Below are 18,177 nucleotides of genomic sequence, written 5' to 3' on the forward strand. Positions count from 1 at the left end.
TAAGGTACACCTTAATAACCCCGTTTATGAGATTGTGCCGTTTTTTACTTCCTGCCGTTGTCGGCGCCGCCGTATCCGCCTCCTTTGGGGCAGAGTTCCCCAATCCCTATCCTGCGCCCGCTCCCGGCGTCCGCCTGACTCCTGAAACGCCCCTTTCTCCCTCCATTAATGGCGCCCGTATCGTCGGGGCTACCCCCGGCTCCCGCATGCTGTTCCAGGTTCCCGTCTCCGGGGAGCGGCCCATGAAGATTCAGGCAGCAGGGCTTCCCCCGGGCCTGAAGATGGATTCGCGCGGATTGATTGCGGGTACCGCCCCGGCCGGGAAGAGGGAATACAAGGTAAATATCCAGGCTTCCAACAGGCATGGAAAGGATATGAAGGAGCTGATTCTGAAAGTGGGGGACGAATTGTGCCTGACTCCGCCCATGGGCTGGAGCAGCTGGTATTCCTACAGTGAGGCTGTAGGGCAGGATAATGTGCTGAAGACGGCACGGCTTTTTGCGGAACGGGGTCTGGTCAATCATGGCTGGACCTATATCAATATTGACGACTGCTGGCAGGGCAGGCGCGGAGGGAAGTATGGAGCCATTCAACCCAATAAGCGTTTCCCTGACATGAAGGCCATGTGCGACGCTATTCACGCCATGGGCATGAAAGCGGGCATTTATTCCACGCCCTGGATGGGAACGTATGCCGGTTTTATCGGAGGGAGCGCGCCCAACGCCAAGTCGAACTACGGGGAAATGGCCATTCCGGAAAAGGAGCGCAAGCAGGAGGATCAGATCTTTGGAAGGTATCCGGGCGTTCATCGCAGAAAGGCGGATCATGTGGGAGCCGTCTGGCTGTTTGACCGTGACGCTAAACAATGGGCGGATTGGGGGTTCGATTATGTGAAGGTGGATTGGAACCCCAATGATGTGCCTGCGACAAAGCGCATCCGCAAGGCGCTGGACGAGTCCGGAAGGGATATCGTGCTCAGCCTGTCCAATGCCGCTCCGTACGAACATGCGGAAGAGCTGGGCAAGCTGGCGAATTTATGGCGGACGACGGGGGATATCCAGGACCACTGGGGCAGCGTCAGCAGCATCGGTTTTTCCCAGGAACGCTGGCAGAAGCATATGCGCCCGGGACATTGGAATGACCCGGACATTCTCCAGATCGGAAAGCTGGGCCAGCCCAACCAGCCCAACACCACATTTGTCCAGACGCGGCTGACTCCGGATGAACAGTACACCCATGTGACCCTGTGGTGCCTGCTGTCCGCTCCGCTCATTGTCTCCTGCGATTTGGAGCATATTGATTCGTTCACGATGGGGCTGCTTACCAATGACGAGGTGATAGCGGTGGATCAGGATCCGGCCGCCCGCCCCGCCCGCAAAGCGTGGAGCCAGGGAAATTTCCAGGTGTGGACGAAGGAGTTGTCCGACGGTTCCGTGGCGGCCGGTTTTTTCAATACCGGAAAGGAGAAAGGAATTTTGAAGGTGAATCTGAAGGAATTGGGGCTTTCCGGCGCGTATGAGGCAAGGGATCTCTGGAAACGCGCTGACCAGGGAACCGTGCAGGGGGAAATGGCGGTGGAATTGAACGGGCATGGAGCGTCCATGTTCCGGTTCAGCAAAAAGAAGTGACGGGAGGGAGGCAGGAGGTTTTGTATTTGTTCAGGGGCGGCGGGAACAGGCCGCTCCTGAACGTCTGTGGCAGGAGGGGGGGGAACCGGCATCCAGAAGAAACGAGCCTTCTTTACAAAACCGCTTTTCTGCAATACCTGCGGCAGATTACCGGATTTCAAGGGGGATGCAGAATGAAGTTGCGAATGCCCCCTGTAACCGAATCTTGTACATCAATTCCGGCAGGTTCTTCCCGGAAAGAGAGCCTTTATTGGTTGTAATAATAAAGAACCGCTCCGGCAGACCCGGAACGGTTCTTATCAAAAGAGATTGATGTTGACTTGCCTTAATCTCTCCCGACAGCTTTTCTAGGCGGCGATGCCGAAATGCTGCTGAATGGAGGCGAAAATCTTGTCGCGGCGGGCGCGGGCTTTTTCAATGTCACGGGTTTTCAGCGAGAATCTCAGGCGTTCCGCCGTGGAGTCCGGCTTGTGAACCGTAACGTGGCACCACCACACCCCCCTGTTGTTCCACAGGTGGTGGTTGGGGTTGTCATCATTAATTCTAAGAGCGATTTTGGTTTGGGCTTTCATCTGTGTGATCTTTTCCAGTAGAGGACGTATTGTTTACGTCCGTTGGCATATTAATGTTTCAATAAAACCTTCAACTTGGAGGCGCCTCACTTAAGCAGATGATCCCTTGTCTTTTTGGACATCTTTTTCTGCCAGTTGCTCACCTCGTTGAAGCCTTAGAGTTCAAGTGGTGAAACAACGTTCAAAAAAAGAATCTTTTTTACAGGAGACCTACCTTTTTAAGAGTGTTGTAAGCACCGTTCTTGTTGATCGTACGCAGGGCCTTGGCGGAAATCTTCATTTTCACGAATTGACCGAGTTCAGGAACCCAGATGCGCTTCTCCTGAAGGTTGGGGAAAACGGTACGATTGACAGTCTTAGTGACGTGACGACCAATACCGCCCTTTTTCTTGGCAAGACCGGAGCGATGGATACGACGACCTTTGTGAGGCATGGTACCTCTGATGATGCAAATTCGGGACATGGCAATCGAAGTTATTTGTTAATGCGAGAGAGAGAATCTAGCGTATTTTTGCCTAAGGTCAAGAACAACCGGACGAAAGCCCTGGAATTTATCCCGGACTGTGCGGAAGTATGCCTCTTCTTGCGTGAACTCCGGTTTTTTCTCCCATGATGAAGAGGGGCTGCAAAGGCGGCTGAGCTGAAAGCGGGGAGGGGCTGAGCCGGGAAGATGAACGGCATCGCGGATAAAAAGGGGAATGAGGCGTTTTTCCGTATTTTTCCCGCTCTGCTGTGGGAACAGGGGCAGTCCGGATAGCCGGGTCGGATGAAGTCCTTTCACCGCAGGAAAAGTGCGGGACGCGGTAAAGATTACGCCCTGGGGTTTTCCCATGGCAATGGTATTATGGCTGACTGCTTCCGGGTAAAACGTATCCGGCGCTTGCACGGAGGGGCGTTCCATGAGAAAGTGAAAGCATGAGTGAGAATCATTATGCAGAGTTTTCCGAATGCAGCATGAAGCCCCAGGAGGTGCTGGAATACGTTTCCGGCTCCATTCCTGTTCCGGAGGAGGGAGAAGTTCTGGTCCGGATGAAGGCTGCCCCGATCAATCCGGCGGACATCAATTTTGTACAGGGAGTTTATGGTCTGAAGCCCGTACTGCCGCACTCCCGCGCCGGCCTGGAAGGCTGCGGCGTGGTGCAGGAGTCTCGCGCAGAGGGATTCCGTGAAGGAGATGAAGTGATTCTCCTGCGCGGCGTGGGTTCCTGGAGCGAGTATGTGGCGGTTCCCTCCGTGAATGTGATGAAGCTTCAGGTGAAGGTGGATCCCGTCCAGGCGGCCATGCTGAAGGTGAATCCCCTGACCGCCCTGCGCATGCTGGAAGGGTTCGTTTCCCTGGAGCCGGGGGATTGGCTGGTGCAGAATGCCGCCAATTCCGGAGTGGGAAGGTGCATTATTCAACTGGCCCGTGAAATGGGCGTGAAGACAGTGAATCTTGTGAGAAGGCCGGATGAACTGAGGGATGAACTGACTGCGCTGGGCGCCGATCTGGTGGTGGGAGAGGATGACGGGGATGTGGTGAAGAATACGCTGGCCCGTCTGGATGGAAAGAGGCCTGTGCTGGCTTCCAACGCCGTGGGCGGAGAAAGCGCCCTGCGCCTGATGGATATGCTGGCTCCCGGCGGGAGCATGGTGACGTACGGGGCCATGAGCCGGAAGAGCATCAAGGTGCCGAACGGTTTTCTGATTTTCAAAGGTATTAAACTGGAAGGGCTGTGGGTGACTCAGTGGCTTAAGAATGCCCCTGTTTCAGAGATTGAGGCCGCCTATGACAAGCTGGCGCGCCTGATGGCGGACGGCAGGTTGAAGCAGGCCGTGGACACCGTTTATCCGCTGAGCGATGTGCGGAAAGCTGTGGAGAAGGCCCAGGAGGAGTTCCGCAGCGGCAAGGTGGTGCTGAGCATGGATTGCGCCTGATGCGCGGAAAGGAAGTTTTTGCGCTTTCCCGTACTGCGGAATGCTGGAAGGATGTTTTCAGCGTTCCGTGGTTGGGGGCGTTGGCTGGCGGCGTTTTTTTGCCGGGGGAACGGTTTTGCTCAGGAAACGGGATGTAAGGAGTTCCACAGGAGCGTAGAGCCGGGAGGGACGGAGCGTGCGCGCCTTTTGGCTTCAGCCCAGCGTGGAATCAAGCCAGGTGTTGAGTATTTCCACAGCGGCTACCTGGTCGATGATGGGGCGGAAATTTTTTGCCTTTTTGCCGGCGGCGTGCAGTTTTTCCTGGGCAATGACGGTGGTGAGGCATTCATCCATGAAGATCAGGGGGAGGCCGGGAAGGACTGCGGCCAGTTCCCTGCCGAAAGCGCGCACCTTGGCCGCGGCAGTTCCTTCCGTGCCGTCCATGCGGACGGGAAGACCCAGCACCAGAGTACGTATTCCCCGTTCCTGGACGAGCTGGACAATGCGGGAAATTCCGTCCGTCTGATGCCTGTGGATGGTTTCTACGGGATGGGCCATGATGCCCACGGGGTCCGTGGCGGCAATGCCGATGCGGGCTTCTCCGTAGTCGATGCCCAGAGCGGGGTGCGGACTGGTCATCTGAGTTCGTCCGGCAGCTGGTTGACGATTTTCTTGATTTCGTCCGCCTTGTTTTTATCTGCAATGAGGATGGCGTCCGCCGTTTCCACCACAATCAGGTTTTCCACGCCCAGCAGGGCCACGTGCTTGTCTCCCTTCTGGGAGAAAACAATATTGCCGGAGGCGTTCTGCACGGTGATGTCCGTGTTGGTGGTGTTTTTATTGTGGGTTTCCAGATAGTTGGCTACGGAGATCCAGGAACCTACGTCGTCCCAGTCAAAGGTGGCTTCTATGTTCAGCACTCTGTCCGCATGCTCCATGAGCGCGAAGTCTATGGAAATGGGGGTGAGCGCCGGAAATTCTTCCCGGATGGTTTCCTGCGGAACCGGAGAATCGGCAACGTGTTCCACGAAGGAGGCCAGTTCCGGGCAGTGCTTGTCCAGCTGTTCGCACACGGCGGGAATGCTCCAGACGAACATGCCGGCGTTCCAGCAGAAATTGCCCCGGCTCAGGTAGGCTGCGGCCGTGGCCGTGTCCGGTTTTTCTCGGAATTGAATGACTTCACGGCAGGAACAGCCCGGAACGGAGTGGATTTCCTCTCCGCGTTCAATGTAGCCGTAGGAGGGGCAGGGCCAGGTAGGCTTGATCCCCACAGTGACAAGCGCTTTTTCCCTGGCAGCCGTGTCCATGGCGGCTTTCATCAGGGTGCGGAAGGATTCCTGGTCCTGAATGAGCTGGTCGGAGGGGATGACGAGCATGACTCCGTGCGGGTCCGCCGCCTTGATGAGTCCGATGCCCAGGGCGATGGCGGGAGCCGTGTCCCGGCGCACGGGTTCGGAAATGATGTTGTCCACGGGAATATCGTGGGCCTGGCGGCGCACTTCCGCTTCCTGCAGATGGTTGGTCAGGATAAAGATGTTTTGCCGTGGCACCAGCCCGTCCAGCCTGTCGATGGCCTGGCGGAGGAGGGTTCCTTCCCCGAACATGTTCAGGAGCTGTTTGGGGCGGTGGTCGCGGGAGAGGGGCCAGAAACGGGTTCCGCTGCCGCCGGCCAGAATAAGAGCGTATTGGTTCATGTCTGTTTCGCAGGAATGGGGGTTAAAGAGGGTCAGAGCGCTCCGAAACGGCGCTTTCTGCGGGAGTAGTCCAGCAGGGCGGCTTCCATGTCCCGGTCGCAAAAGTCCGGCCATAACGTGTCCGTCACGTAAATTTCCGCGTAGCTGATTTGCCAGAGAAGAAAGTTGGAGACGCGCATTTCTCCGGAGGTGCGGATAAGCAGGTCCGGTTCCGGCATGCCGGCGGTGTCCAGATACTCGCTGAACAGGTTTTCCGTTACGGCGTCCGGATGGAGTTCTCCGCGGGAGACTTTTTCCGCTATTTTTCTGGCGGCGGCGGCGATTTCTCCACGGCTGCCGTAGGAAATGGCCAGAACCAGATTGAGCCTGGTGTTTCCCGAAGTGGCTTCCAGACTGTCCTGAAGCAGTTTCCGGGTGCGGGCGGGAAGACGGGAAAGGTCGCCTATGGCGTGGAGGCGCACGCCTTTTTCCATCATTTGGCGAAGACGTTTTTTCAGGAATTCGTGCAGCAGGAGCATTAACGCGTGCACTTCCGTCTTCGGGCGGTTCCAGTTTTCCGAGGAAAAGGCGTAAAGAGTGAGCCAGGGAATATTGTGGGTTATGCAGAAGTCCGCACAGCGCTCCACTGTATCCGCTCCCGCCCGGTGGCCTGCCTGCCGCGGCAGATGACGGCTGTTTGCCCAGCGGCCGTTGCCGTCCATGATGCAGGCGATGTGAGTCGGCAGTTTTTCCTTGGGAATGGTAAGCATAGATAGGCGTTGCTCCGTTACTCTAGTCCATGACCGGATCCAGTTCAACACGCAAGTTTTTCAAGATGTATTCCTGTCTTTCCCGCGTGTTTTTTCCCATGTAGAAGGACAGCAGGTCTTTCACCTTGTGGGAGTCTTCCAGCCGGACGCGGTCCAGGCGCATTCCTTCCCCGATAAATGCCTTGAATTCCTGGGGGGAGATTTCTCCCAGGCCTTTGAACCGGGTAATTTCCGGATTTTTCCCCAGCAGGCTGATGGCTTCCTCCCTTTCTGCGTCCGAGTAGCAGTAGATGGTTTGCTGCTTGTTGCGCACGCGGAAGAGGGGCGTCTGGAGGATGAAGAGGTGCCCCTCCCGGATCAATTCCGGAAAGAACTGGATGAAGAATGTCATCAGCAGGATGCGGATGTGCATTCCGTCGTCATCGGCGTCCGTGGCGATGACTACTTTGTCGTAGCGCAGTTCCTCCAGGCCGTTTTCAATGTTCAGGGCATGCTGGAGGAAGTTGAATTCCTCATTTTCATAGACGACTTTGCGGCTCATGCCGAAGGAGTTCAGCGGTTTGCCCCGGAGGGAGAAAACGGCCTGGGTTTCCGCGTCGCGCGCCGTCGTGATGGAGCCGGAGGCGGAGATGCCTTCCGTAATGAAGAGGGTGGTTTCACCGGCGCGGGAGTGCTTGGAGTTGTAATGCACCCGGCAGTCCCGGAGATTCTTGTTGTGAATTTTGGCCTTGCGGGCGTTTTCGCGCGCCAGTTTCTGGATGCCGGAGAGTTCCTTGCGGTCCCGTTCGGAGTCCTTGATCTTGGCTTCCAGGGCTTTGGCCGTCTCCGGGTTTTTGTGCAGGTAGTTGTCCAGCTCCCTGGCAATGAAGTTGCCCACAAAGGTGCGGATGGTTTCCCCTTCCGGGCTGATGGTGTTGGACCCCAGCTTGGTTTTGGTCTGGGATTCGAAGACGGGTTCCTTCACCTTGATGGAGATGGCGGCTACGAGGGAGGAACGGATGTCCCCTGCCTCATAGTTTTTCTTGAAGAAGTCCCTCAGGGTTTTGACGATGGCTTCCCGGAAGGCCGCCTGGTGGGTGCCTCCCTGGGTGGTGTGCTGCCCGTTGACGAAGGAGTAGTGCTCCTCCCCGTATTGGCCGCCATGGGTGAAGGCCACTTCAATGTCATGCCCTTCCAGATGGATGATGGGGTACAATGGCTCCTCGCTCATCGCTTCCGCAAGCAGGTCCAGCAACCCGTTTTTGGAGATGTAGCGGCGGCCGTTGAAATGCAGGGCCAGCCCTTTGTTGAGGTAGGAGTAGTATCTGCACATTTTTTCGATATACTCCGGCCGGAATTGCGTGGCCGCGGGAAAAATGTCCGGGTCCGCGTGGAACGCCGTGCGGGTGCCGTTGGGTTCCTCCGTGGCGCCGTCCTTCCGTCCCTTGGGGATTTCCTTTCCGCGGCAGAACTGGTAGGACCGCGTCTCCCCGTCGCGGTAGGCCTGGATTTCAAAAAAGTCGGACAGGGCGTTGACCGCCTTGATGCCCACTCCGTTGAGGCCTACGGATTTTTTGAAGGCGTCGCTGTCATATTTGGCTCCGGTGTTGATTTTTGCGGCGCAGTCCAGCAGTTTGCCCAGCGGGATGCCGCGGCCGAAGTCGCGCACTTCGCACAGGCCGTCCGGAGTCACGTCAATGGTGATTTTTTTGCCGAATCCCATGACGAATTCATCGATTGAGTTGTCGACGACTTCTTTCAGAAGGACGTAAATGCCGTCGTCCGGAGAAGCTCCGTCACCCAGTTTGCCGATGTACATCCCCGGGCGCATGCGGATGTGTTCCCTCCAATCCAGGGTTTTGATGCTGTTTTCGTCGTAAGCCATGTGCAACGGGGTCGCGCTTATTATAGCGGCGCCCCCGGAATTTGCGAAGAAAAAATGAGGGGCCGTCCGTTTGCGTTCGATGGAGCTTGACCCGAAGGCCGTCCCTTGGTGGAATCCACGGCGTATGATCAGTTGCAAGGCTCCGTGCAAAGTGAACGTTTCCCTCCGCATTCTGGGAAAGAGGACGGACGGCTTCCATGAGGTGGATACGGTGATGGTTCCCCTGGATTTGTGCGATGTGCTGGAGTTTTCCCCGGCGGCCCGTCTGGAAATGAGCTGTGACGCTCCGGGCGTGCCTCTGGATGAAAGCAACCTGGTCATGAAAGCGGGACGTCTGATGGAGCGGGAGCTGGGAAGGCCCATGCCGTGGCATGTCCGCCTGGTGAAGAAGGTGCCCCATGGCGCGGGGCTGGGCGGCGGCAGCAGTGACGCCGCATGCGTGCTGCGCACCCTCAATGAGCTGGAACGCGGAGGTTTGTCCCGGGAGCGTCTGGCGGAGCTGGGCGGGGAAATCGGTTCCGACGTGGGGTTTTTCATTTATGGCGCGGCGAGCCGCTGCACCGGGCGCGGGGAGAAGGTGGAGCCTTTGCCGGAGTGGAAGGATTGGCGTCCCAGGATTGTCTTATTAAAGCCGTCGTTTGGTGTTTCCACGCCGGACGCCTACCGCCGCTGGTCCGGTTCCCGGGAATTGCCCGGCATTCCCTACGGGGAGCAGGATGTGGACGGCCATGTGCTGGTCAATGATCTGGAAAGGCCTGTGTTTGAAAAGCATTTATTCCTGGCGGAAATGAAGCGCTGGCTGGTGGGGCGCCCCGGGGTGCGCGGCGCCATGATGTCCGGTTCCGGTTCCACCATGTTCGCCGTGGTGGAGGATGAAGGAGCCGGACGCGCGCTGATGGAGGATGCCGCCCGGGAGCTGGACCCCACTTTATGGATGTGGTCCGGCCTGGTGATGCAGGATGACGCGCGGTAAAAACATGATTCCGCGGAAGGCCTTGCCTTGACGGAGGGGGAGGCATGCCGTTACACTCCGTCCATGATTAAGAGTTTGTTGGCAGGCGTGATGATGGCGGCCGTGTGCGCCGTCCAGGCCGGTGAATACGGGGACAGCGCCGTCCGGGCCGCCCGGGAGCTTTCCGGGGCGGTGAAGACGGGCGATATGATGTGGATGATTGAGAAGATGTACCCTCCCATGAAGAAGCAGCTTGTCGCTTCCTTTCCGGGCGGGGAGGCCTCTTTCATGGAAACCATGAGGGAAAAGATGCGGGCCGCCTCTGCCGTGATGAAGGAGCGCGGCATGGTGGTGGAGACGTATGAAATAGGCCAGCCTGCGGCGGAACATCTGGTGAAGGGCGGAAGCGAAGCGCTGGTGGTGCTTCCCACGCGGATGGTTATTTCCATGAAGCGTCCGGACGGGGTGCCCGTGAAGGTGGAGAATACCGGTGTTCTGGTGCTGGTGAAGGATTTGAAGGATAAGGGGCCCTGGACGTTCATCGACGCTTCCAGGATGAATGCGAACGGTCTGCGCTCCATGTTCTACGACTTGCCTGAAAAGGTGAATCTTCCGCCGGTTTCTTCCCGCCAGCTTCCCGTGGGCCAGTAGGGGGGGCGTGTTCCCGCATATGAAGGCCGCCGGGGAAGAGGGCGTGGAAGGCGCTAGCGCTTTTGAGGCTTATGTCCACCGGGCATTTGCCCCGGACGGGCTGTTTTCCCGCGCCAGGGATTTTGAATACCGGGCGGAGCAGCAGAGCATGGCTCTGGCTGTGGCGAGGGCGCTCCAGGTGGATGCCCCTCTGCTGGTGGAGGCCGGCACAGGCGTGGGCAAGTCCCTGGGGTATTTGCTGCCGGCGGTGAAGTTTGCCCTGGATTTTGACCGGAAGGCGGTGATTTCCACGCATACCATCAATTTGCAGGAGCAGTTGTTCAACAAGGATATTCCGTTGCTGCGCACCGCCCTGGGAATTGATTTTTCCGCCGCCCTGCTGAAGGGAAGGCAGAATTACCTGTGCCATACCCGCCTGCGGCGTGCTCTGGCGCAGATGGATTCCCTCTTTACGCAGGGTGAGGCCGCGGAGTTGAAGAGGATCCAGGACTGGGCCCTGAGAACGCAGGACGGCACCCTGAGCGATATGGCATTCCGGCCGTCTTCCAAGGTATGGGCTATGGTATGCAGTGAACCGCATGCGTGCAGCATGCGCCATTGCGGCCCTTCCTGCCCGTACCAGATAGCCCGCAAGCGGGTTCTGGAGGCCAAAGTGGTGGTGCTTAACCATACCCTGTTTTTCGGGCTGATGGCCCAGGCGGAGGATTCCGAGGAGGCGGGGTTCGTGTTTCCCGGAGATTTTGTGATTCTGGACGAGGCCCATATGATTGAGAACATCGCCGCCCGCCAGCTTGGCGTCCAGCTCTCGGAACCGCATTTGAATTATGAGTTGCTGCGGATGTACAATCCGCGCACGCACAAGGGATTGCTGAAACCGCTGAACAATCCGGCCCTGTTCCAGCGGGTTCAGGACGTCATGGACGCCTCCGGCCTGTTTTTCCAGAATGCGCGGGATGACCTGGGGTTTGCGGGTTCCGGCAAGATTGTCCGCATTCTTCAGCCGGAGTGGTCGCAGGATATTCTTTCTCAGCCTTTGATGGAACTGATCGGAGAATTGAAAACGGAGAGGGAGAAGCAGGAGGAAAATGCGGCCGTGAAGGATGAACTGGCGGATATGGCCGCCCGGATGGAAGAGGCGCAGGCTTCCCTGAAGGTGCTGATGGACATGACGGAGGAAGGGCACGTATATTGGGCGGAGCGGTCCGGTCCGGATGGAAGGAACATGAGCGTGTGCTCCGCTCCTGTGGAGGTGGGGGATATTTTGAGGGAACGCCTGTTTTCCGCCGGACGTTCCGCCATTCTGACTTCCGCCACGCTGGGAACCGGAGATGCGGACATGAGTTATTTTGCGGGGCGCGTAGGGGCGGAAAGCGTTCGGAAGCTTCAAATTGGAAGCCCGTTCAATTACCGGGAGCAGATGCGGCTGATTGTAGCCCGTTCCATGCCGGAGCCGGACCAGCCGGAGTATGCGGAAGTTCTGCCGGAATGGATTAAAAGGTATCTGGCGGAGTCCCGCGGCAGGGCTTTCGTGCTGTTCACCAGCTATCGGCTGATGGTCCAGGCGGCGGAGAAAGTGCGCCCTTTTTGCGAGGAACAGGGCTGGACGCTGTATGTGCAGGGGCAGGATATGCAGCGGCATGCCATGCTGGAGGCGTTCCGGAAGGATGTGGACAGCGTGCTTTTCGGAACGGACAGTTTCTGGACCGGGGTGGATGTGCCGGGAGAATCTCTTTCCAACGTTATTGTCACGCGCCTGCCGTTTGAAGTGCCGGATCATCCGCTTGTGGAATCCCGTTTTGAGAGTATCAGGGAACGCGGGGGGAATCCGTTTTACGAATATTCCGTGCCTGTAGCCATTTTGAAACTGCGGCAGGGGGTAGGGCGGCTGATCCGCACCAGGAGCGATTCCGGCATGGTGGTGATTCTTGATCCGCGCGTAGCTACCAAGAGGTATGGGGCGCGTTTTCTCAAGTCCCTGCCGGAAGCCCGGCTGGAGTTTGTATGAGGTTTTTTCAGAATGCCCCGGAATTGTTCCGTTGCATTTCCTGCCGCATCAGGAGGTAGCTGAGGGGTTGTTCCAGGCGCGCTTCTTCCAGCAGGGAGCAGTCCGCGAAGATGTCCGGAACGGGAGCGTCTGCCAGGATGGAGCCGTCTTTCATCACGATGCAGCGCGTGCACAGATCCATGACCATGTCCAGATCATGGGTAGCAATGATTTTGGTATGGGTAAACTGACGCAACAGGCTGATGAGGGTACGGCGGGAGGCTGGGTCCAGGTTGGCGCTCGGTTCGTCCAGTACCAGGATGTCCGGGCTCATGGAGAGGACCGTGGCGATGGAGACGGCCCGTTTTTCCCCGCCGGAAAGGTGATGGGTCATTTTGTCTGCCAGGGCTTCCGCGTGAACATCCCGCAGGGCCTGTTCCACGCGGCGGCGGATTTCCTCCGGGGGGAGTCCCATATTGAGCGGACCGAAAGCCACGTCTTCCCGGACAGTAGGCATGAATAGCTGGTCTTCCGCCTGCTGGAAAACCATTCCCACGCTTTCCCGGACGCGGGCGACGGTTTTGGGGGTGACGGGAATGTCCCCTACCCGTACCTGGCCGGAGGAGGGAGTCAGCAGGCCGTTGAGGTGGAGCAGCAGCGTGGATTTCCCCGCGCCGTTCCCGCCTACGACGGCAACGGATTCCCCGTGGGTGATGCGCAGGGAGACGCCGTTCAGCGCCGGAGGGGAATCCGGATAGCTGAAACACAGGTCAATGGTTTCTACAAGGTGGTGGCTCATGGGATGAGGCTGCGGGCGCACTGGCCCGCGAGCATGGTGATGTTGAAACAGCGGAACAGAATGACGAGAACGCAGAAAAGAAGGCCTCCCGCTGCGCCGCGTCCGGTGATGACGCTGCGGGAACTGGCGAATTCAGGATCTTCCCCGCCTCTGCACAGGACGGCCTGGTAAATGCGTTCCGCCCGCCCGAATGTCCGCAGCAGGAGCTGTCCGGCCATGGCCCCCCACGTGGAAAGAGGGATGGGCCCGGAGCTTCCCCGCCGGGAGCGGAAGGCCATCAGCATATGTTGGCATTCATCCACCAGGATAAAGGCGTACCGGTACAGGAAGGCCATCAGCGTGATGAGAATGCGCGGGGCGCCGAGTTGCCTCAGGCCGCGGCAGAGAGGCGCAAAGCCGGTGGAGGCCAACAGGGTAAAGGCGCCCAGGATGGTGAGCATGCACCTCAGGATGATGGAGATGAAGGAAATCATGCCCTGCGTGACGGGGATGCCGAACCATTCTCCCATGGGAGTTCTGTCCACCAGAGGGTTGAAGATGCCGATCATGACGGCGACGGGCAGCAGCCACAGGGCGCGTTTCAGAAGGTAGCCCAGGGGAAGGCCCGCCAGGCGGATGACGCAGACCGGGAACAGGAAGAAAGGCAGGAGCCCCGTGATTTCCTGCGGAGGCCAGGAAAGAACGCAGATTTGATAGACGAGGAAAGCTCCGATTTTAATGCGGGCGTCCAGACGGTGGATGCCGGTATTTCCGCAGGAAAACCGGTCCATCTGGCGGAATTGGCGCGAGGCGTCCGTAAAAAGCGGCATGGGAAGGGTCAGCGGGGGCTGCGGCTGTGCGGTTTTCTGCCGAACAGGAAACCGGCCGCAAAAATAAGGGCTGCGATGATAACGCTTCCCAGCACGCCGGCCATGCTCGTTTCAGGGTTGACAATGGAGGAAGCGGATTCCGTTTCTGCGGTGTTTGCCTCGTCACCGGCGGGAAAGGCGTAATCCGGCATGATGGCGGTGGCCGCCTGGACGGTTTCCAGACTTTGATGGAGAGGGGACGGTTCCGCCAATCTGGCTTCTTCCGACCCGGTGACGCCGGCTACAGACCATTCCAGCCCGTCAGGATAGGCGGAGGCGAACCAGGAGAGGGCGGCCCCGCAGAGCAGGGCCGCTACCGCAAAGATGCCCAACACGGTCCAGGATGCTTTTTTGGCGGTTCCGGTTTCCAAATCGGCCGGGCGCAGCAGGGAAGGCTGTGCCTTGCTGATGAAGATGACGATGGCGGCCGTAGCAAGCCCTTCTACGGCGCCGATGGCCAGATGAATGGGCAGCATCAGTTCCACGAATTGGGCGAAGGGCAGTGCTGAGATGCCGGAGGCCGTTGTTTCCAGGACGACGGCGAAGGCTCCCATCTGAAGCCCGATGACGGCGGCGGTGACGCAGGACAGCGTAATACGGCCCGTACCAGGGTGTTTGCCGGCCAGGGGCCTGTAAATGAAGGGGTAGGCCACCAGGCAGGAGAAGAAGCCCATGTTGAAGATGTTGCAGCCCAGGGCCAGCAGCCCTCCGTCCGCAAAGAAAAGCGCCTGCACCGCCAGGATGGCCGCCATGACCAGAAAGCCCGCATACGGTCCCAAAAGAATCGCCAGGATGAGGCCGCCGCCCAGATGGCCGCTGGATCCGGTGCCCGGAATGGTGAAATTCAGCATCTGGCAGGCGAAGATGAAGGCCCCCAGCACGCCCATGAGCGGGACGAGCCGCATTTCTTTTTCCTGCCTGACTTTGCGCGCGCAGAGCATTGTCATTGCAGCGGAAGCCGCCCACATGGTACAGCCTGCCGCCGGTGAGATGAAGCCGTCCGCCATATGCATGATGTTGATGCCTTTCTATTGGATGAAATGAAGTATTGCTGGCCCCGGACCGGGCAGGTTGGCGCCACTTTAGCATAAACGCCGCAAAGCCGAAGAAGGAAATGCGGCAACGGAGGAAAGTGTGTGCATCAGGCGGCAATTCTGCTGCCGCCCATGCCGGGCAAAAGATGCGGACGGGTTGGGCGTGATGCAGGCGGGAAAACTGTCTGCTAGACGGGACCCATGATGAATTTTTCCATAGCCAGGTGTTTGTTTTCCATAGGGGGATGCACGACGATCCTGGGCAATATTTCCGCAGACACGGCCGTGTCTTCCGCCGGAGCCATCGGAGGCCTGGGCGTTCTGACGATTGCCGTGAACTATACGCTGAATCTGCTCAAAAAGAAGGATGAACAGTTGATGGCGAAGGATGCCCGCATTGAAGCCCTGATGGACCGCCTGATGGACAAATGCCCGAATTGCGAGCTGGCGAAGGCGGCCAACAAGTCCCTGCTGGACGATGAATGACGGCAGCCGCGGGGAGGGCTTATCTCCCGTCCGCGTCCGGCATGCGGGTGTACGTCTCCCGGGTTCCGTCCGTGTCCAGAATCAGCGTGTTTCTGCTGAGGCTGTCAATGGTGGAGGTAGCGGTGAAGAGGGAGGAATTGCCGTTTCCCATGCTTTTCCCTGTCAGGGTCAGGCGGTTGCCGTCCAGCTGCCAGCTTTGGTAGAGAAGCGTGTGCATGTTGATGGAGACGGCCCTGCCGTCCGGCAGGAGCCGCATTCCCTGCACGTTCCCGGGCTGCCCGGGGACGGGCTGGGTCCAGGAGCCGGAGAGGCTGGCGGGAGTGGGCTGCATGGAACAGGATGCCGCCAGCAGGGACAGGGCCGGGAGAAAGAAGGAAAATCTCATGGCGGGGAATCAGCGTTGTTCACGGATGATTTCCGTGCCGATGCCGTCCGGAGTGAAAATCTCCAGCAGCAGGGTATGGGGCAGGCGTCCGTCAATGAAGTGCACTTTGCGCACGCCCGCGTTCAGGGCGTCAATGGCGGAGTGGATTTTGGGAATCATGCCGCCGGACACGGTGCCGTCCTTGATGAGGTCGAGGGCTTCCGTACGCGTGACGGATTTAATGAGGGTGGAGGGATCCGAAGGGTCTTTCATGATTCCGGGGACATCGGAGATATAGATAAGCTTCACCGGCTTGAGTTCCTTGGCCAGGGCGGCTGCCGCCAGGTCTGCGTTTACATTGAGCGGTTTATGGGTTCCCAGCTCTTTTGCCAGCGGAGAGACGATGGGAGTGATCTGAAGTTCCAGCGCTTCCGTGATGCGCTCCGTCAGGCAACCGATGACGTTGCCCACTTCACCGATATCTATGGGGTTGCCCTGTTCATCTTTTTCATGGATGCGTTCCCCCACGAAGATTTCCGTGCCGGGGATGCCTACGCCCTTGCCGCCGTAGTCGCGGAACATTTGGACCAGGCCGGGATTGATGGTTCCGGAGAGGGTGCGTTCCACGATGGAAATGGCTTCCGGAGTCGTGACGCGGAGCCCGTTGACGAAACGGGCTTCCAGCCCCGCCTCCGCCATCGCCTTGGAAATGGCTTTGCCTCCGCCGTGGACGATCACGGGGTTGAAGCCCAGGACCTCCAGCAGAACGATGTCCCGCATGAGCTTCTTGACCAGGCGGGCGTCATCCATGGCGCTGCCGCCGAATTTAATGAGGAATGTTTTGTCCCTGTAGGCCTGGAGGTAGGGGAGGGCGCCGACAATGACGGAGGCCTGTTCAATCAGGCGGGTGATTTTGGAGTCCATGTCAGTAATGAAACGGTAGGAGTTTTAACGGAAGGAGAGGGAGATGTTGAGGCAGGCCCCGTTCAAAGCAGGCGCCTGCTTCTGAAATAAACCAGGGGAAGAATGATGGAAACGAGCATGACCACCAGGGAGATGTAGTAGCCGTATTCGTTTTCCAGGCCGGGCATGTGGGCGAAGTTCATGCCGTAAATGCTGGCGATCAGAGTGGGAGGCATGAAGACCACGGCCGCCACGGTGAAGATTTTAACGATTTCGTTCTGTTCGATGTTGATGAGGCCCAGAACGGCGTCCAGCATGAAGTTGACGTTGCTGGAAAGAAAGTTGGCGTATTCGGAAAGGGAGGTGACGTCACGGCTCAGAGGGCGCAGCTTGATGTACAGCGTGGAGTTGGTGTCGTCCAGAGCCTCTTCATTGCTGGCGTACGTGAGCAGGCGCAGAAGGTTGACCAGGCAGTCCCGTTGGCGGGTGAGCAGGTCGCCCACGCGGCCCAGATCCTGGAGCGTCAGGCGCAGGGCGCTGGAGACGGGCACACGCTTGCTGGATTTTCCCTCAGGTTCGTCCCGGCGGAAAATGTTTTTGGAAAGGCGGTCCAGTTCCGCGCCGAAACGTTCCAGCACGTCCGCCTGCCGGTCCACGATGGTTTCCAGAAGACCGGTGAAAACCTGGTCCCGGCTGATTTGCTTCTGGCGCAGGAGCTGGTGGGAAAAAACGCGGAAGGAATAGGAGTCCGAATGGCGGATGGTGATGATTTTAGCCCCCATGAGGACGAAGGTGATTTCCGACAGGGAGGGGGATTCCGTATCCACCCGGCTGAGAACCGTGGTGGTCATGAAGCGCGCCCCGTCTTCCGTGTACAGACGGCTGGTGGCTTCAATCTCCCGCATCTCGTCATAGGTCGGCATTTCCAGCCCGCAGAGGCGTTCCACAAACTTGATTTCCGCCGGTTCCGGGGTAAGGAGGTCAATCCAGAAGACGGAATCCAAGTGCTGTTCCGCCGCATCCACCTGGGTGGTGCGCTCAATGCCTTCCGGGGTTTGACGATAGAGCCGGATCATGCCGTTGATTTGGGTGGGGGGATGGAACGATGCCGCGCATGAGGTCGAGTGACGCCCAACGCGGGCATGATGCCTTGTTTGTACAGGGAAGGGAAGTAAAAAGGGTGACAAAAAGAGGCCCGGTCCCCAGGATGGGAACCGGGCCTGCCGGAAAAGGGATGCGCGCCTCTTAGGCGTTTTCCTTGACGACCACCTTGAGCGTGGCTTCCACCTGGGGATGCACCTTGATGACGACTTCGTGTTCGCCTTCGCTCTTGATCGGTTTTTCGAGTTCAATAGCCCGGCGGTCCACTTCCACTCCCTGAGCGGTCAGGGCATCGTGAATGTTCTGGTTGGTGATGGCGCCGAACGCCTTGCCGCCCTGGCCCACTTCAAGGGTGAGGTCTACGGTCAGTCCGCTGATCTTGGCGGCCACTTCCTGAGCGGCGCTGAGTTCTTCCGCTTCGCGCTTGGCGCGAGCGGCCTGAAGATTGGCGATGAAACGGCGGTTGGAAGCCGTTGCTTCGTGGGCCAGACCCTTGGGAATGAGGTAGTTGCGGCCATAGCCAGCCTTAACGGTCACCAGGTCGGCTTCTGCGCCGAGCCCTTCAATTTTTGTTGCGAGAATTACTTCCATCGTTGCCATGGCTAAAAAGAAATGGTTATTTGTGAGCGGTTGAAGTAGTAAGTATTCGCCC

General features: G+C 58.4%; 19 protein-coding genes. 6 read left to right on the forward strand and 13 right to left on the reverse strand.

All coding sequences use genetic code 11. The features are described 5' to 3' along the window. Positions 1-26 precede the first annotated feature (26 nt). A complete protein-coding gene (locus CI070_RS02020) occupies positions 27-1,628 on the forward strand; it encodes a glycoside hydrolase family 27 protein (protein WP_179218337.1) in 1,602 nt (533 codons plus the stop codon). A gap of 347 nt (positions 1,629-1,975) precedes the next feature. On the opposite strand, the gene CI070_RS02025 is transcribed toward CI070_RS02020, so the two are convergent. Both CI070_RS02025 and rpmB read right to left on the reverse strand, forming a co-directional pair. Continuing rightward, positions 1,976-2,200 carry a hypothetical protein gene (locus CI070_RS02025; protein WP_012420228.1) on the reverse strand — a complete coding sequence of 75 codons (225 nt, stop codon included), beginning with the start codon at positions 2,198-2,200 and terminating at the stop codon, positions 1,976-1,978. Between the two features lie 199 nt (positions 2,201-2,399). Beyond that, positions 2,400-2,663 carry a 50S ribosomal protein L28 gene (gene rpmB, locus CI070_RS02030; RefSeq protein ID WP_012420229.1) on the reverse strand — a complete coding sequence of 88 codons (264 nt, stop codon included), beginning with the start codon at positions 2,661-2,663 and terminating at the stop codon, positions 2,400-2,402. 452 nt (positions 2,664-3,115) lie between these two features. Here rpmB and CI070_RS02040 point away from each other — a divergent pair, with 452 nt between their 5' ends. After that, positions 3,116-4,117 carry an MDR family NADPH-dependent oxidoreductase gene (locus CI070_RS02040; protein WP_094135905.1) on the forward strand — a complete coding sequence of 334 codons (1,002 nt, stop codon included), beginning with the start codon at positions 3,116-3,118 and terminating at the stop codon, positions 4,115-4,117. 192 nt (positions 4,118-4,309) lie between these two features. On the opposite strand, the gene ruvX is transcribed toward CI070_RS02040, so the two are convergent. The 4 genes from ruvX to CI070_RS02060 are packed head-to-tail and all read right to left on the reverse strand — an operon-like array spanning position 4,310 to position 8,403. After that, positions 4,310-4,735 carry a Holliday junction resolvase RuvX gene (ruvX, locus tag CI070_RS02045; protein WP_094135906.1) on the reverse strand — a complete coding sequence of 142 codons (426 nt, stop codon included), beginning with the start codon at positions 4,733-4,735 and terminating at the stop codon, positions 4,310-4,312. Continuing rightward, a complete protein-coding gene (locus tag CI070_RS02050) occupies positions 4,732-5,790 on the reverse strand; it encodes a mannose-1-phosphate guanylyltransferase (protein WP_094135907.1) in 1,059 nt (352 codons plus the stop codon). Before CI070_RS02050 ends, ruvX begins: the two co-directional genes overlap by 4 nt. Before the next feature lie 32 nt (positions 5,791-5,822). Beyond that, entirely contained in the window at positions 5,823-6,539 is a 717-nt protein-coding gene (locus tag CI070_RS02055) for an isoprenyl transferase (protein ID WP_094135908.1), read from the reverse strand. A gap of 22 nt (positions 6,540-6,561) precedes the next feature. Then, positions 6,562-8,403 carry a DNA topoisomerase IV subunit B gene (locus tag CI070_RS02060; RefSeq protein ID WP_094135909.1) on the reverse strand — a complete coding sequence of 614 codons (1,842 nt, stop codon included), beginning with the start codon at positions 8,401-8,403 and terminating at the stop codon, positions 6,562-6,564. A 124-nt stretch (positions 8,404-8,527) separates the two neighbouring features. On the opposite strand from CI070_RS02060, the gene ispE reads away from it, so the two are divergent. The 3 genes from ispE to CI070_RS02075 all read left to right on the forward strand — a co-directional run bounded on the left by ispE (position 8,528) and on the right by CI070_RS02075 (position 12,011). After that, the gene (gene ispE / locus CI070_RS02065) at positions 8,528-9,376 is read left to right on the forward strand and encodes a 4-(cytidine 5'-diphospho)-2-C-methyl-D-erythritol kinase (protein WP_094135910.1); all 849 of its coding nucleotides are present in this window, start codon (positions 8,528-8,530) and stop codon (positions 9,374-9,376) included. 63 nt (positions 9,377-9,439) lie between these two features. Then, positions 9,440-10,006, forward strand: a complete 567-nt coding sequence (locus CI070_RS02070) for a hypothetical protein (RefSeq protein ID WP_143245547.1) — start codon at positions 9,440-9,442, stop codon at positions 10,004-10,006. A gap of 7 nt (positions 10,007-10,013) precedes the next feature. Beyond that, a complete protein-coding gene (locus tag CI070_RS02075) occupies positions 10,014-12,011 on the forward strand; it encodes an ATP-dependent DNA helicase (RefSeq protein WP_256943528.1) in 1,998 nt (665 codons plus the stop codon). 7 nt (positions 12,012-12,018) lie between these two features. Here the strand turns inward: CI070_RS02075 and CI070_RS02080 are convergent, their stop codons facing one another. The 3 genes from CI070_RS02080 to CI070_RS02090 are packed head-to-tail and all read right to left on the reverse strand — an operon-like array spanning position 12,019 to position 14,650. After that, positions 12,019-12,789: an energy-coupling factor ABC transporter ATP-binding protein gene (locus CI070_RS02080; RefSeq protein ID WP_094135913.1), complete on the reverse strand. Its 771-nt coding sequence runs from the start codon at positions 12,787-12,789 to the stop codon at positions 12,019-12,021. Further along, positions 12,786-13,598: an energy-coupling factor transporter transmembrane component T family protein gene (locus tag CI070_RS02085; protein ID WP_094135914.1), complete on the reverse strand. Its 813-nt coding sequence runs from the start codon at positions 13,596-13,598 to the stop codon at positions 12,786-12,788. The genes CI070_RS02080 and CI070_RS02085 overlap by 4 nt, the downstream gene beginning before the upstream one ends. A gap of 8 nt (positions 13,599-13,606) precedes the next feature. Then, entirely contained in the window at positions 13,607-14,650 is a 1,044-nt protein-coding gene (locus CI070_RS02090) for an energy-coupling factor ABC transporter permease (RefSeq protein ID WP_094135915.1), read from the reverse strand. 222 nt (positions 14,651-14,872) lie between these two features. Between CI070_RS02090 and CI070_RS02095 the strand changes: the two genes are divergently transcribed. After that, positions 14,873-15,157: a hypothetical protein gene (locus tag CI070_RS02095; RefSeq protein ID WP_094135916.1), complete on the forward strand. Its 285-nt coding sequence runs from the start codon at positions 14,873-14,875 to the stop codon at positions 15,155-15,157. A 19-nt stretch (positions 15,158-15,176) separates the two neighbouring features. On the opposite strand, the gene CI070_RS02100 is transcribed toward CI070_RS02095, so the two are convergent. The 4 genes from CI070_RS02100 to rplI form a co-directional block, all read right to left on the reverse strand. Beyond that, positions 15,177-15,542, reverse strand: coding sequence for a lipocalin family protein (locus CI070_RS02100; protein WP_094135917.1), 366 nt, complete (start codon positions 15,540-15,542; stop codon positions 15,177-15,179). A 9-nt stretch (positions 15,543-15,551) separates the two neighbouring features. Further along, the gene (gene argB, locus CI070_RS02105) at positions 15,552-16,445 is read right to left on the reverse strand and encodes an acetylglutamate kinase (RefSeq protein ID WP_012420243.1); all 894 of its coding nucleotides are present in this window, start codon (positions 16,443-16,445) and stop codon (positions 15,552-15,554) included. Between the two features lie 62 nt (positions 16,446-16,507). Continuing rightward, complete coding sequence (locus tag CI070_RS02110) at positions 16,508-17,500, reverse strand: magnesium transporter CorA family protein (protein WP_094135918.1); 993 nt, start codon at positions 17,498-17,500, stop codon at positions 16,508-16,510. Between the two features lie 169 nt (positions 17,501-17,669). Then, positions 17,670-18,125 (reverse strand): 50S ribosomal protein L9, encoded by a 456-nt coding sequence (rplI, locus tag CI070_RS02115; protein WP_022197022.1) that lies wholly within the window; start codon positions 18,123-18,125, stop codon positions 17,670-17,672. Positions 18,126-18,177 lie beyond the last annotated feature (52 nt).

This window comes from Akkermansia muciniphila, assembly GCF_900184965.1.
Taxonomy (GTDB): Bacteria; Verrucomicrobiota; Verrucomicrobiia; order Verrucomicrobiales; family Akkermansiaceae; genus Akkermansia; species Akkermansia muciniphila_A.